The organism is Flavobacterium sp. T12S277, assembly GCF_048514875.1.
Taxonomy (GTDB): Bacteria; Bacteroidota; Bacteroidia; order Flavobacteriales; family Flavobacteriaceae; genus Flavobacterium.
In genome coordinates this window covers 23841-38362 of sequence record NZ_JBLYEG010000019.1, presented here as the reverse complement: position 1 = coordinate 38362, position 14522 = coordinate 23841, and the positions used below count along the sequence as shown (strand labels likewise).

The following is a 14522-nucleotide window of genomic DNA, read 5'->3' as shown; positions in this document are numbered from 1 at the left end:
GTACATGTATTAGACTATTGGTTATCGCGATAAAAAGTATAAGGGATATAATTGATCTCAACCTCAAGTGTATCCAAATCAAAATAACCTGCTTTTGGAATGAAATATTCTATGTTGGTGGCATCTGTAGGTAAAGGATTCTGAGCATCACTAGGATTTTTTGCCACCGAAGTTTGAATCTTAGTCAGGACCGGAATTTTGACACCTTCCGCTTTTTGAATCGCATCAACAAGATAGGTTTTGACAAAAGCACCATTGAACTCGATGTTTTTGAGATGTTCTTTAACAGTTTCCAGTACAGGGAATTTCTCTGTATCGAATAGCAATGAGCCGTTTTTTGGATTTAAAGGATCATTTATGTGGGCTAATTCGTAATCTGCCAGTTTTTTTTGTTCCTCTTGTTTTAACTCCCTGCTTAAACTTTTTAACTGATAATATTCAATGTCTTTTGGGTCGATATAAATAGTCAAAGGATCGATGTAAACATTCAAATTCAGCTTTAGAATATCGCCCTGATCGGATGTTATAAAAATTTGATTTCCAGCATCTTTTATTTTGGCAATATATTCTTTAAAGGCATAAAGCTCATTTGGGACATCAATTCTCGAAATTTTATCCTCTTTTACCGTAGCTACTTTTATAAAAACTACGCCTACTTTATTATGAAAATAATCGGAGAATATTTCTTCCGGTTTTTTATTCGGATCAAGTACCGTTTCTAAGTCAACTTCGCTTACGGCGCAATGTTTTATGATTTTAGAATTTTCAATCTCAGCGTCGGTAAGTCCTGCGGTATCAAATCGGTAGGCACCTTCTTTCCAGATTTGCGACATTCCATAATGAAAATTTAAAGCTTGTTCGCGATACCAGTTTAGTGTATGAGGTCTTGAGATCAGGGCATTTTTTTCAACTATTTTTTCATGTACCCAAATAGCGGTAGCCATTATATTGATCCAGAGTCTCCAAATAGCCGCTTTTGAATCGGTTAGGTTATTTAGGGAGGGCTGTTTCCCTTTTTCGATCAGAATTTCATTCTGTATTTCAGCAATTGTACGTGCCATATTTTGATTTTTTACAATAGTTTAGCCTGTAAGACATGTGTAATATGCTTATAGATAATAGTTTATGTTTTGGTGTAAATACTACAGAGAAGTAGTTTTATTTTTAGAGAGTTCTAAAAAATAAAGCTTAATTGCCTCTTTTTTAGATAATTGTAAAGCAGAAGAGCTATTAATAAACGAAAAAATCTTCGTCAATAATCATATAATCAATACCGGAGAAATTGTCCAGTAAATATTGTTCTTCATCTGTAATAGAAGTTGCAGGCTTTAATTTTCGGGAATTGTAATATTCTACAATGTCCTTTTTAAAGGCCTCTCTGCCTATTTTTAAATCTTCGTATACCGAAAGATCTTCGGTAATGTTAAACTGATCATTGTCTTCTAAAAGATCAAATACTTTTTCTATACTTCCGTATTCCTGTAAAGAGAGATCAAAAATGTTTTGGTTTTCCTGTGGTTTAATAGTTTCCATCGATTCTAATGTTTTGTAAATCGTTAACATCTAATGTTTTTACATAAAAGTTGTCGTACGATAATTGTTTGTCTATTTCGTTTTCCAGTCTTAGCCTGGAGGTTGCATCCGGGCTGTTGATGTATTTTTTAATTCCTACTCCCAGAATAGGAAACTCTTTATAACTTCCTTTCTGACTTAACAATAGATGCTCTATGTTTTGCTGATCGGCATCTTTAATGAAGAAATCTCCATTTACAATTAACAAGTCATCTTCTATGATAAAATCTTTCATTTGTCGTTATTTTTTGTTGTTTTATGAATTAAGTCCTCTTTTGAATCTGCGCGCCATACTCAAAAGAGGCTGTTTTATTTGATACTGTAAAAATACGCCGGTATTTGCCTTTTACCAAGATTTTAGGGCCTGCGAATCAGTAGTTTCAGTAAGTTGAGGAGAAGTGTAATTGTGTTGATTTTCAGGTGTTTGTTTCCTGGTTTTAGCGGCGAAAAGGAGTTTTTTAGACAGCCGGTATAATGAGGTCAGTAATCACTTTAAAAACCAATTTTAGGATATTGTTTTTAATCGTATTCAGTTTTATTTTTGATATTCCGGCTATTTGAAGTGTCTCGAATGCCGTTAAATTTAACTGACTTTTTAGCAGCCATTCTAATTCTTCTTCGTTTAAATCTCCGGAAGCAAAAAGTAAGATCCAGCGTTCCAGTTTTTCTTTAGAGGTTTCTAAAAAGAGGTTCAAATTTTTCTCCAGGTCAAATTTGTTGTCTTTATAACTTTCGGTGATTATAACTTTTAATTTGCTTTTTAGCTCTTCTAATAATGGAGTGTTATTCATTGTTTTAGGTGTTGCTGTTGATTAAATAGATAAGTGCCTCTTTTGACTCTTTGTCTTTTTTGGCTTCGTATTGAATCAGTAAATCGAGAGCTTGCAAAACTTGTTTTTCGGATTCTTGTATAAAAGCTGGAGATAAAACTCCTTTCGTTTCCCATCGTTTGAAAAAACCGGCCAAAAGATTTTTTTCTTTGTCGGTTAATATTTTCCACATTAAAAAAGTGATTTCGTTATAAGGCTTGTTTTTTTCGTATTCAGTCAGTTTTTCGACTTCAAGCAATAAAGTGTTGATTTGTTCTTTATGAAGGGGATAAGGAGTGTTGGCTTTACCCATCAGGCTGGCGGTCTCAATTTTTAACGCAATCAGTTTTTGATATGAATAGGGATCGAATAGGGCCGTTTTTGTAGCCGTACAGGAGGAGATGATAAAAGCGAAAGCAATTAAAAAAACAAGCTGTTTTAATTTTATATGTTTCATCGGTTTATTTGTATAAGATTACATAATTTTTTCGGTCTCGTTTTAGTTTGCTTAGTACTTTCCAGTCGCTGTATCCTTTTTTATCAAAATGCGGAAGGTCTTTAAAAGTTTTCCAATCTCCGCCCCAGTTCCAATTGTACTTAGTGAAAATTTTCACACATTCCTGCCAATCCGAAATTTGGTCATTATCCCAGTCTTTTACCGTATCCCAGGAAGCCGTTTTGCCATCTATGATGAGACAGATATCAACCGCAAAGCCATAATTGTGAATCGATTGTCCGCCTTTGGCATTGGTTACTTTTTTCCCGGGTTTGGTTCGGCCAAAAGCATAAAGGTCTTCCTGCTCCTGAAAAGATCTGAGTCCTTGAGTAATGCGCACTTTTGCTCTTCCGGTTAAGGCAAGATCACATTCTTCGATAATTTTAGCAACTTCTTCCCGAACAGTAGGATGAAGCAAATCAATGTGTTTTTTTGTGGTTTGATCCATATTGGTATGTATTAATGATTTTAATTTTTAAGCATAAAAAGCCTCTTCTGATTATTAAAAAACAATCATGGTATTCAATATTCGATAAGGGGAATTGTGTTTTTTAATTTATTTAAGACTGAAAGAATACCTTAAATAAATCCTGAAAATATTCCTTTTTAGGAAGGGAAATTTGGTGGTGCGAGGGCTTTTAAGAACACTGTAAAAATACGCTGAAACAGTGTGTTTTGAAAATATTATAACTTTGTAAGTCAGTAGTTTCAGTAGGGCTTTGTGTGGTTTTTATAGTTTCATATTGCAGATGAAAATGAAAATAAATGATAAAAAAACACCCGTTTTTCTATTCTGGAAAAAGGGGTGTTTAATGGATTGAAAGTTGAAGTTAATACATTAATAAGAACCGTCAACTTCAATATATCCTATTTTTTTATGAATATAGAGTAATTCTAAATTTTCAGCATCAAAATAAGCAAAGCAATACATTCCTTCGAATAAGGAAGTTATTTCCCCATTTTGATCATATTCTATATCACTTTCTGTTTTAAAAGAGACAATGTAAACTTCTTTTTTTGTTTTCCCATCTCTTAATTCTGTAACCTCTTTATCTCTGCATCGCAAACCGATATCTTTATCATATGAAATTACGTTTGTTTTCTCTATCCAACTTTTTAAGTTTTGAATTATTTGCTCTTTTATAGTCATAGATTATTTTACTTTTGTTACATCAATATTCTGTTTAGTACAGTCTTCAATTATATTATTTATGTAGCTTTTTGCATCATTTATTTGCGCTTCATTAAATTTAGTTTTATTTTTCATTATTTCATCAAAAACATATTTTTCTCTTTTATAAGTTCTAATTAAATCTAGAGTTAGGTCTCCACTTATGTCTTTGGCTCCTTTAAGATATTCGTATTTTCCTATTTTTATGCACTCTTCTAAGTGTTTGTATTCATGAAAAATTTCGAATTCAGTAAAACCTCTTTTGACATAAATTGTACTAGAATATGCATTAAATCCCGCTTGTTTACCTTTTTTTATTGATTTATGACTATCAGAGACTATAACTAGTTTCGCTTTACCTTCCGAAATTACATTTATTTTTGCTTTATATTCGGCAATTTCTCTTCTATTTAGTTTTTTTGCCCCGAAAAGACCTACTTTGGTTTTTTGAGGATTGCCTTCCCAATTTGCTAAATAATCAAAAAAGTCCTCATATTCTTTGTCAGACATCTTAGAAATATCTTTCCCCGTTTCTGCTTCTACGATTCTATTTGCTTCATCAGCAACTCTTTTTATTTCTTTTGCATCTTCCGCTGTTTCGGCTAATTCTGAGGCGGCTTTTCCTTCTTTTGCTATTTTGGATAGATTAGGCAATCCAAAAGAAGCAAGATCTACTGTTACGCTAAAAGCAATCCAAAGATTGGCTAACCAGCTATAACCGTTTTCATGCCATTTTTCTAATGTGCCATTGCTTAACATGATATAATGAGTGGCATCTTTTGCTAAAACAGTTCCCGCAAGTGCTCTTGCCGCGATGGGCGCTCCTTTTGCCAGCACAACACGCAACGCACCATAAGCAGATAATAAACTCAATAAATCGGTAGCGACATTAAATAAATCCCAATTGGACTGTTTTGTAGCCATGTTGTGGAGTTTTAAGGCAATAACAAAAGTATTCTCATCGCCGACTTGCTCGCCTACATCGCCTAGTTTTGTACCGAAATTTAATTTCGCTAACGGATTAAAGGCCTTATTAGGAATGAAATATCGGGTATTGTGTACTTCTTCAACTCCTGGAGGATACATTTTGTCCAATTCTTTTGGATTACGTGCCTGCCTTGCTTTTCCAATTAGTTTGGTTTCGTTTTTATAATTATTTATTGTGATTTTCCCTGCAGACCAATCTGTTTTTACATGTGTATCTCTAAACAAATAGTAACTGTTGTCAAAATATACAGTATCCTTTGGTTTTGAACTATCAAATTCAGTTACAAGATGAGTTAAAAAGCGAAGTAAATCTTGTATTTCTGCACCATGAAGTTTTTTATAGATTTTAAATAATAATTCAGTATTACGAAGCGTATTGTATAAAAGTGCTCTGTCTTTTATCGCATAAAGAATATGTAAAACGGCTTTGTCTTCGTTTGTGTCAAAGTTTGTAGGCGTTAATGTACCTTCTAAAAATGATATATCGTTTAAAATCAAATAAAGATGTTTATACAATTCTTCATCATTCATTCTGCCAAATAAAGTTCTTGGAAGCGATTCGTAAATTACATCTAATTTGTTAGGGTTATTATTGGCTTCTTTTATCTTTTTAAGATACAGATCAATAATTACCTGATCATCGCTGGTAATTACAATTCCTAACAAATCAAAAAGAGAAATAAAAATATCAAAATCATGAACTGTAAATTTGAAAGCAACTTCTTTTAGATTATGATCAAAAATTGTTAACGTAAAATCGGTGTGATGTTCGCCAATATCGATAGCCGGTCTAAAAGTGTTTCGTACCAAATTTATCCCATTGAAAGTGTTCCATTCTAAAGATACTCCGCCTTGTTTTTGAGCTCCCTGGCTATCGGTATAATTTATACTTCCTGCTGTGTCAGGGGTGCTCATTTCATATCCAAGAAAAGTACTAAGAGAGGTGTTTGGATAAATGTTGCCAACTTTCTTTTTAATACATTCTATGACATGATTTAATGTTACAAAATGTGCAGTCCTATTTAGGTGTGAATTTTCAAAATACCTCAGCATTTCCCCGGTATTTTTATCATCCTCCTTTTGCTGACTCCAAATACCAAGCATAATTTGCCTAAAACGTGCCATTTCAGAAACGCTGGTATCTTTTAGTTCTATAGTATGGTTTTTAGTAATCATTTTTTAGTATTTTATGGTATGGCAAATGGGCAGGTGTTACAAAATCTCGACTTTAACAGGTTTCGGCTGGATATGATCGGAGAAGGCTGTGGTAATATTGAGACGTAAATCGTCTTCCTGCTCGATTTTGGCATCACCGCCCAGATAACAGTTTTTGAATAATACTTCGAGTGCTTTAAATTCGTCCATTTTGGAGGCTTGCAGTACGGCGGAACGAATGCTGATATCCGGTTTTTTGAAATAGGCAAACAAAATGGTTCCGTCGTCATCTGCAATGGTTAGTTTCACTACTTTTTTATGTTTGTATTTCCACTGATTCAATTGTGCCTGTGTAATGTTTCCGTCAAGAATGTCGATGTTTTTTGTTTTTTCTATTTCCATTTTTGAGACTTTTTATTTGTTTTTATGATAGGGTGGTTGGTGTCAGATTTAGGGAAGGCGGTTAGAGGAACCGACCGATTTAGTTTCTGCGTTTTATAGAAACTGAATTATTTAAGGGTGTAAAAAAGAGGCTGCCTGAGTTATTGTTTTGGGGTTGAATAAGCTCAAGGCAGCCTCCTGAAGAAGAATCCCTGTTTAAAACGGACTAATAAAGAGCGTGTAGAATAAGTTTGCTGGCAAAAATCATGTTCTTTTGAACTCCTTTTTTGCATAACGCAGTTGATATTGGGTTTCTCTTTTTAGTCGGTTTTAGAGACAGGGAAAGGGCATTATAATTTTAGGAATTGATCAGGAGGATTAATTCCATTCAACATGAGAACAGATTAAGTCAAAAGAAACCGCAATTTTGGTGTCTCCCTGGCTAATTCCTCTGCTGTTTGAGTTAAACTCGCAGTTTCTTACCGTATGTGTGATGACTTCGTTGCTATCGTCCAGATAACTTACAATGATGCTGAATGGGTTAATATCCTGCAATCTTTGTCCTTTTGGTAAAGCGGCCAAAATGGCTTCTACTTCGTAGTTGTATAAAGTAATGGAAGCTTTTGCCTCATATTTTCCTCTACCTCTGTGTACAGGCATATCTCCGGCTCCGTAATGGTTTTCTTTAGATACTGAGTCACTATAGTTTACAGCGGTAATACCGGTAACGATGTTACCCGCAATGCTTACTTCAATTGATGACCAGCTGTGTTGTTGTCCGTTAATTAATGGTAATTTGTTCATATGTATCTTGATTTGTTTTTTTATAATTCTGATAACGCTTAGGAGCTATGTCTTTATCCCGTTCTTGTTCGGGACAATTGAAATGGCGGTATCGTTTGTGAAATTTTATTGTTCTTGAATGCTAAGAAATAAAGCAAATTATGCCTTATCGATTCCAAAAGGATTTTTGAAACCTAAGTCAACTTTGATTTTACGGGCAGTTCCAACTGGCGTAATTTCGGCTTTCACTTTCAATTCTGAAGTTGCCAGAATGTTTTGTTTAGGATCAACATAAACATCAAAAGCTGAAACTTCCTGATTGGCAACCATGTTTTCTAAGGCGCTTCTGCATAATCCTTCAAAGCTTTTTGAAACAGATTGAGGTAGTTTTCCGTCAATATCAACTAAAACCGGAGAAGCTAATTTTGGCAATAAAGCGGTACGCAATAAACGGGTTGCTTTGTTGATGGTACGGTTGTTTTCTACATAAGCAAAGTCAGAGGTACCTGTAGAACAAGTGTGGCTGTCGTTGAAATAAACACCAGATAAGCCCGTGTGTGTTTTTACGAAAATGTATCTTTTTTCGTTTAAAGTGCTTAAAGTTCCTAATGTTTTAATTTCTTTTCCGCCTATAAAACCTGCTTTGGCAAAACCTTCGCCAGTAAGATTGAATTTTTCGATCCAGGCAATGTTTTCGGATACTTTTGCTCTGGATACTGCTCCTAATGCTAGTCCGACAGCAGCTGTGTTTTTGTATACATCTTTGAAAGTGAATTCCAGATTGACCCCGTTTGCCTGTTTCAAACCTTTATCATCACTTACGTTATAAAGATTGGAAGAATTTTTTACTTCAACTAAACGTTCTTTTGCAGCTAAAGTATAAAGTTTGTCATTTTCTGTTGTGGCACCTTTTTGAAATAATTTTTGCTCAAAAGCTTTCTCAACATCCATAGCCACTACAACAGATACATTTTCTGCGTTTAACTCAGCCAAATTGGAAGCGGTTTCAGAATCAAACCCTTTTCCTTCTAAAATGATTTCAAATGGCATGAAATCTTTGTAAGCAAGAGCTGCTTGTGTTTGTGCTTTTTTTGCAGCAGCCTCTGTTTGTGTAAATGTGGTGGTTCCGGAAAAAATAATTGCCATTTGACGAATATTTCCGTTTGCTTGTTCCTGCATAGCCATCGCCTTTCCAACTACAGTTTCGTAAGAATCTCCTTTAGTGGCCATAATATACAAGTCTCCGGAAGGATTCATCCTGAAAAATTGTTGAATTTGATAATAAGCCGATTGCCCGTACACATCATAATCAGCTGTAATTCCTAGAGTCTCTGCATCTTCTAATGAAGCCAGACGTGCTATTTTGTCTAATGCTAATTTTGCAGTTGCAGCTCCGTCAAAAAGCAATCCTGAAACCATGTCCTGTTCCGGAGTTCTTCTTCCTAATCCGCCTGATAATTTGGTAATCACTACATCGTTTAATGTACTCATAATATAGAATGTTTAAATGTTTAAAATTTGTTTTTTGCTTAATAAAAGGCAAAAGGGGAGCTGTAACAAGTGGTTAAACTTGTTAGTGTCAGTTGTTTATTTTTGTTGAAAGGGTATTCGTAATCCGGAATCCAAAGACTAGAATAAGTGCTTTTGGACGGTCAATAGTATTTGGTTTTTGCCCTGAATTGTCGGGTAAGTTTGTGGTCTGCGGGCAAGTGCAAATTTAAGGCTCAAAGGTCGTTTTTCCAAGTTTTTTGATTGTCAAAGCCAGTAGTTTCAGTAGGTTAGGCTCTGGCTTCTAAAGACAATCCTTCATTTATAATCGTGTAAATAGTGCGTTCTGTTAAGAACAAAGTATCGGAAAGTTCCGAAACCACAACTTTCATTTGTTTAGCCTGATTTCTATTTAGATAGTTAATAACGTATTCTCTTCTTTTGTCTAATAGGGTTCTGCTTCTTTTCATTTGTGGGAGTTTAGTGGTAAGGATTCGTTTTTGGTAATATGCTTCTTAGTTATCGGTTTGTTATTGAGTACTTTTGATTGCCGCAGTTCTTGTTTAGGGTGTGGTATTTAAATCTATTTCTCCTTTCACCTGATTTGGATTTATGGAGATAATGTCTGAAGTTAAATCGTATCCTAAATCTTCCAGAGCTTCGTTGCTTAATCCATTATTAAAAAGGATGTATTTCTTTTTTAATGTATTTTCGATCAGGGTTGTTTTATAAGTGATCTCCCAAATGAAATAGTCGTTTTTGTTCCAGTAGGTATGTTCATTTGTACATTGCTTTTCTTTTATTTTAAATGTTGAATTGCTGTCAATATGGCTGTTGCTATTGTTGTTCGACAATACTGCTTTGTCAATACGCTGTGCAATATCAAATGCATTTGCATAACTTGTTGAAGAAATAGTGTCGACGGGCAATACAATATACAGGCAAAAAGAAACGTCGGCTTTGTAATTCTTTTCAGAAGATGTTTCCCAGTTTATGTTGTCGTATTTAAACATTACTACTGGTGTTTCAATAGAAGTTTTAAAAATAGCATCACTGTAAAGTTGTACTGTTGGCGCATCAGCTGTAAAGGCTGACTGAATTGCGTTTTTTTTCTCGTTATAAAAGTCTTTTAAAATCATATGATGGATTATTTTTTGACAAATATACAACATATGTTTTAAATTATACAACATATTACAATAAAAAATGCAATAGTTTCAGTAATATGATTGGTGTTTTTCTGTGTAATATTCGAGTAATACAATAAGAAACAACCTGCAAATGTCTTTAAAATTAGTAGTTATATAAAAAATACTTAAAAGAATGCAATTATTTGTTATATATTATTTAGTTTTGCAACATATAGTGGAATGTGTGAAGTGTTTTAAACATATTACATAAAATAACAAATACAACTACATCATGGAGATACATGCTAAAATAAAACGTATTATAGACGAAATGAAGTTAAACAATAACTCATTCGCGAAGTTAATAGGAGTGACCAGCACTACAATAGACAGTATCACGATTGGAAGATTGCAGTCTGACGGGGAGAGGAAAAGAACCAAACCAGGTTTTGATTTGCTTCAAAGTATTATTACCCATTGCAATGTAAATCCGGAGTATTTCTTTGGAGAAAGCGAAGAGATTTTTGTTGCCAAAACAAATAGTGATGTTGTTGGATTAAATTTACCAAAAATCATAACCGTAAATGAAGACGGAGAGGAGAATATTAATTTTGTTGGGGTTAAGGCCCGTGCGGGTTATTTAGACGGCTATTCGGATCCGGAATATATGGAAACGTTACCTTCGTTCAGTATGCCAATGTTAAAAAACGGGACTTACAGGTGTTTTGAAATTAAAGGAAATTCAATGTCAACCACCATACATGACGGAGATTATCTTTTTGGGAAATATGTTGACAATTTTGATGATATTTTAGACGGAAGAATTTATGTTATTATCAGTAAAAATGACGGAGTAGTAGTGAAAAGGGTTTTAAACCGAATTAGAGAAAGCGGAAAATTAATCCTTAAATCAGATAACAGAGACGGAAATTACCCGATGTATTCTATTTATGCCGAAGATATTCTGGAAGTTTGGTATGCCAGTATGTATGCCTCAAAACAAATGCCGGACCCGATTAATATTTATGAAAAACTTCATACTCTCGAGAGTAAGTTCTTTGAACTGGAAGAGACTTTGAGAAAAAAGCAAAACTAGAGAAACAAAAAAACTGCAACAATCTGTTGCAGTTTTTTTATAGTTTGTCGGCTATTTATTTTTGAGGTCTAAAGTAGCCGTCTTTATATTTTAAATAACTTTCAGGTAATCTGTAAGTCTCTCCTGTGATGGTACATTTTACATCCTCGAGGATGTTTCCTGTTTTTGCATCTATAGTCATTACCCAGGCTTCCTTTCCTTGTTTTAATACTGCTCCAACGCTTGTCATATACTGTATCGACCAAACTCCTGATTTTTCAAAAAAGCAAACTCCCTCATTGATTAGGCTATATTCCGGATCTAATTTGAGGGCATTATTAAAAATTCCAAATTCAGATTTTTGTATTTTTTTTCGTGTAGCAAATATTTCAATTACATCCTCTATTTTTATAGGGTAGCCGTCAACTCCAAACTGAACTTTGTTTTTTGAAAGAGTATAAGATAATTTACTATCGTATTTTGGAGACCTTACAGAATAGATGTTTTGAGTTATTACATTCCCTAAAGAATCGATGCGATTTACAATAGTAACCAGGTCATGATTTAGCGCTACAGTATGTATGTATTTAACTCCTTTGGCATCATTTACAAATTGATTCTTGTAGAAGGATTCACTTTTAAACTTGATATTATCAATGCTGCCTGACCGTTTTTGTATAAAAGTGGTATCGTATTTTTTGTTTTCAAGAAGATCAGTTACATAATTTGTGTATTCTTTTTGCCAGATTCTGCCCTGCTTTTTTTTGTTAGTCGTATTTTTAGTGGCACAACTCCAGATGAAAATAAGCAGGAAAAGTAGAGCTTTAGAATAAAAACGCATATTTTTTTGTTGGATTAAAGCGTAAATATAAACAATATGCTGCTGAAAAAAGCTACAATAAAGTTTTGTCTTTTCTAATTTCGTCCCACTGCCATTTTATAATTCGCGTGCGTTTATCGGATGTTCCGGCCCTGTAATAATCCATAATATTGTCTGTTTCCCATTTTTTGAAGTAGAATTTACCATTCCCAAAACCAGGACCATTATTGAAAAAATGGGGGAGCCCCATCGTGTGTAATCCTTCGTGTACAATTGTACCTTTTTTGTATCCCAGACTGTTTGTTTTATTAAATATAAGAACAGATTTTTTAGGTGAAGGAGACCCCATTCCGTTGAGCCATCCCTTAGGAGCACCAGTTTCGGGATCGTAACCGCCGTCAACGGCATCTTTATTTATAAAATAATAGGTAAGTACTTTGGCATTGCCGCTGGTATCATTTTTTTCAATTGTTTCAAGTAATAAATCATAGTTGGAAATGTAATCCTGAATTCTGCCACCAACCGTTCGTGTTGAATTAATAGCTGCGGCGTATTTTGGGAGGGACAGATCAAGTTCTTCAACTGCAGTACTAAAATTCGCGTTTACCATTGCCTGATTAAGACCTTCCTTTGCCAGCCATTTTTGTATTTGAACAAGATTTGTGCTAAAGGTTTCGACACCAAAAAGTTTAACATTTACCAATCTTACATTAATCTTTTTTTGCTGACTGCTATTGTTTTTACAAAAGTTGAGCAATCCGATAACGTTCCCGTTTTGATCTTTAACTTCGTATAGATAATCACCAGTCAGTTCGGTATTGCAAAACACTGTAATCTCTTTTTCGTGAGCGGTTTTTGCAGGAAGCCTGTCGGGAACAAAACTCAAACCATCTTTTGGCGCCATTACAATTTCGTCTATGATTCCTTTATTGTCCCAGTTTCCAGATCCTTTATCGATATATAGGGTTAGTTTTACCTGTTCGCCGGTAACCGTAAAGTTGTCTTTGTACATACTAATCCAGGAACTATAATAGGGCAGATTGTATATTTTTGAAGGATTGTATAATTTTTCAAAGTCTGCCCAATTACCGGATTCTATTGTATTTTTATACCTTATTTCTGAACCATCATTTTTGAATCGTTGAGGTTCTCCGCTCATATAATCAATTCCGAAGCCACCATTGTAACTGCTGGTTTCTCTAAAATAAACTAAAAATTCGGCGTTTTTTGCATCAGATTTTGGAGGGGTGTTATACTCCTTGATGTATCCTGTTTTGACTTTTCCCATGAGCTGTGTTTTTATTTTTGACCGGAATCGGATGGTTTTATGATGCCTCCAACACTACAAGTTAGAAATGAAGTATCAACTACAGCTTTTGTACCGCCTATAGTAACATCATTTTTACAGGCCTGCCATTGTAATGTTGCCGGATTTGTATTGCAGGGAAAGAAGTTAGAGCCGTTTGGTTGCAGTTTGCAGGGACCAAAAACAGGAACATTTTGGATTATTTTATTGTCAGTTTCGTTACCTGCAGCTTTGTTTTGGATTAAAACTTTTTTAGCATTACTAACCACAAAATCGGTTTCAAGTTGTCCGGCGGAGCATTTTAGTTTTGCTCCATTTGTTAAATATTCGGCCATAAGATTAGTTTATGTTTACAGAGTCGCCACTAATGGTTGTATTTGCAGCAGCTTCGATTTTTATAGAGTCTCCTTTGATGGTTATGCTTTTTTTTGAGTCGAATAAAATTCCGTTAGCATCAATTGTAAACAAGCTGTCTTTTGATTTTAATTCTAATTTGTCTTTACTTACCCATGAAATATTATCTCCTAAAGTCACAACAGAACGCAGTTCGGTTAAACTGGCTCTTGAAAGTATGTTTTCACCATTGAGAAAAACATTTTCTATACTATCCTTAGTTAGTGTAGTTTTTTGTTTTTGAACACCTTGTTCGTCGTTTAAAGAAAAATTGGTTTCTGTAGGCGATATTGTAGTTTGGTTTCTTAATTTCCCCGTTTCATTTGTAAATTGAACAGATACCTGATCTTTTTTTAAGGTTAAATTCAAGCGTTCTTGTGCTTCTTTGTTCTCTATCGAATTAAAAGTTGTAGTTAGACTATCAGGAGTAAAGAGTGTCGAGGCTAAGGTTTTTTCATCCTCATTAAAATAGCTAATTTTAAAATTTTTGTCCTTGTCAAATTCAATTTTAGCGATATCAATGATTTTGGTTTCATCGGTTTCGGCTTTTGCATCCGTTTTTATATAGCGAACATGTATGTTATTACCATTGGCACTGTAATCCAGAAATAACTTGGGATCGCTTGTAGCCTCAATTCTCCCCATTACTCGTTCGACTTCAGAAAACTGTGAAATAAAAGCCCTGGTTTCAATTCCGTCTATGATTGAGGCCAAAACCCAGCTGTCTTTTTTGGGTATGGTAATAATTCCCTGTTCCAAATCCAGAATTGAGGCCTTAAGTCGTACATTTTTAATAACGGCGCCATCGGCTCGCATAATGTTTACCGTATAGGCATCCTCAGTATTGTGGGGAGATGTTGTTTCTTTATTTATTTCGATGACTTTTGCCGCAAAGGTTTCAATAATTTGATTTTTACTGGCGACATCTTTGATAAGATCGGTTATGTTTCCCATTT

At 34.5% G+C, this 14522-nt stretch carries 18 protein-coding genes; 1 reads left to right on the top strand and 17 read right to left on the bottom strand.

The features are described from left to right. Positions 1–14: 14 nt before the first annotated feature. The 13 genes from ACN1CN_RS20680 to ACN1CN_RS20620 all read right to left on the bottom strand — a co-directional run bounded on the left by ACN1CN_RS20680 (position 15) and on the right by ACN1CN_RS20620 (position 9981). On the bottom strand, positions 15–1061 hold the full coding sequence (locus ACN1CN_RS20680; protein ID WP_419137304.1) for a hypothetical protein: 1047 nt from the start codon (positions 1059–1061) through the stop codon (positions 15–17). Between the two features lie 169 nt (positions 1062–1230). Continuing rightward, on the bottom strand, positions 1231–1533 hold the full coding sequence (locus tag ACN1CN_RS20675; RefSeq protein ID WP_264524825.1) for a hypothetical protein: 303 nt from the start codon (positions 1531–1533) through the stop codon (positions 1231–1233). Beyond that, positions 1520–1807 carry a hypothetical protein gene (locus tag ACN1CN_RS20670; protein ID WP_264524824.1) on the bottom strand — a complete coding sequence of 96 codons (288 nt, stop codon included), beginning with the start codon at positions 1805–1807 and terminating at the stop codon, positions 1520–1522. Before ACN1CN_RS20670 ends, ACN1CN_RS20675 begins: the two co-directional genes overlap by 14 nt. 223 nt (positions 1808–2030) lie before the next feature. Further along, on the bottom strand, positions 2031–2363 hold the full coding sequence (locus tag ACN1CN_RS20665) for a hypothetical protein (protein WP_419137302.1): 333 nt from the start codon (positions 2361–2363) through the stop codon (positions 2031–2033). Between the two features lie 4 nt (positions 2364–2367). After that, entirely contained in the window at positions 2368–2838 is a 471-nt protein-coding gene (locus ACN1CN_RS20660) for a hypothetical protein (RefSeq protein ID WP_419137300.1), read from the bottom strand. A gap of 4 nt (positions 2839–2842) precedes the next feature. Then, positions 2843–3325, bottom strand: coding sequence for a M15 family metallopeptidase (locus ACN1CN_RS20655; RefSeq protein ID WP_419137298.1), 483 nt, complete (start codon positions 3323–3325; stop codon positions 2843–2845). A 390-nt stretch (positions 3326–3715) separates the two neighbouring features. Then, the gene (locus tag ACN1CN_RS20650; protein WP_419137296.1) at positions 3716–4027 is read right to left on the bottom strand and encodes a hypothetical protein; all 312 of its coding nucleotides are present in this window, start codon (positions 4025–4027) and stop codon (positions 3716–3718) included. A 3-nt stretch (positions 4028–4030) separates the two neighbouring features. After that, positions 4031–6211, bottom strand: coding sequence for a zincin-like metallopeptidase toxin domain-containing protein (locus ACN1CN_RS20645; protein WP_419137294.1), 2181 nt, complete (start codon positions 6209–6211; stop codon positions 4031–4033). Between the two features lie 36 nt (positions 6212–6247). Further along, positions 6248–6592 carry a hypothetical protein gene (locus ACN1CN_RS20640; protein WP_419137292.1) on the bottom strand — a complete coding sequence of 115 codons (345 nt, stop codon included), beginning with the start codon at positions 6590–6592 and terminating at the stop codon, positions 6248–6250. Positions 6593–6949: 357 nt separating this feature from the next. Next, positions 6950–7375, bottom strand: coding sequence for a hypothetical protein (locus tag ACN1CN_RS20635; RefSeq protein WP_035684757.1), 426 nt, complete (start codon positions 7373–7375; stop codon positions 6950–6952). A 138-nt stretch (positions 7376–7513) separates the two neighbouring features. Then, complete coding sequence (locus ACN1CN_RS20630; RefSeq protein WP_419137289.1) at positions 7514–8845, bottom strand: DUF2586 domain-containing protein; 1332 nt, start codon at positions 8843–8845, stop codon at positions 7514–7516. A 287-nt stretch (positions 8846–9132) separates the two neighbouring features. Then, positions 9133–9312 (bottom strand): hypothetical protein, encoded by a 180-nt coding sequence (locus ACN1CN_RS20625; RefSeq protein WP_264524815.1) that lies wholly within the window; start codon positions 9310–9312, stop codon positions 9133–9135. A 93-nt stretch (positions 9313–9405) separates the two neighbouring features. Next, entirely contained in the window at positions 9406–9981 is a 576-nt protein-coding gene (locus ACN1CN_RS20620; RefSeq protein WP_419137287.1) for a hypothetical protein, read from the bottom strand. Positions 9982–10264: 283 nt separating this feature from the next. Between ACN1CN_RS20620 and ACN1CN_RS20615 the strand changes: the two genes are divergently transcribed. Beyond that, positions 10265–11068: an XRE family transcriptional regulator gene (locus ACN1CN_RS20615; RefSeq protein WP_419137285.1), complete on the top strand. Its 804-nt coding sequence runs from the start codon at positions 10265–10267 to the stop codon at positions 11066–11068. Positions 11069–11123: 55 nt separating this feature from the next. Here ACN1CN_RS20615 and ACN1CN_RS20610 read toward each other — a convergent pair whose 3' ends face one another. The 4 genes from ACN1CN_RS20610 to ACN1CN_RS20595 are packed head-to-tail and all read right to left on the bottom strand — an operon-like array spanning position 11124 to position 14520. Continuing rightward, positions 11124–11888 carry a hypothetical protein gene (locus ACN1CN_RS20610; protein ID WP_419137283.1) on the bottom strand — a complete coding sequence of 255 codons (765 nt, stop codon included), beginning with the start codon at positions 11886–11888 and terminating at the stop codon, positions 11124–11126. 52 nt (positions 11889–11940) lie between these two features. Further along, entirely contained in the window at positions 11941–13155 is a 1215-nt protein-coding gene (locus ACN1CN_RS20605; RefSeq protein ID WP_419137281.1) for a hypothetical protein, read from the bottom strand. Between the two features lie 11 nt (positions 13156–13166). Next, positions 13167–13508 (bottom strand): DUF4280 domain-containing protein, encoded by a 342-nt coding sequence (locus tag ACN1CN_RS20600; protein ID WP_419137279.1) that lies wholly within the window; start codon positions 13506–13508, stop codon positions 13167–13169. Positions 13509–13512: 4 nt separating this feature from the next. Next, a complete protein-coding gene (locus tag ACN1CN_RS20595; protein WP_419137277.1) occupies positions 13513–14520 on the bottom strand; it encodes a hypothetical protein in 1008 nt (335 codons plus the stop codon). Positions 14521–14522: the final 2 nt, after the last annotated feature.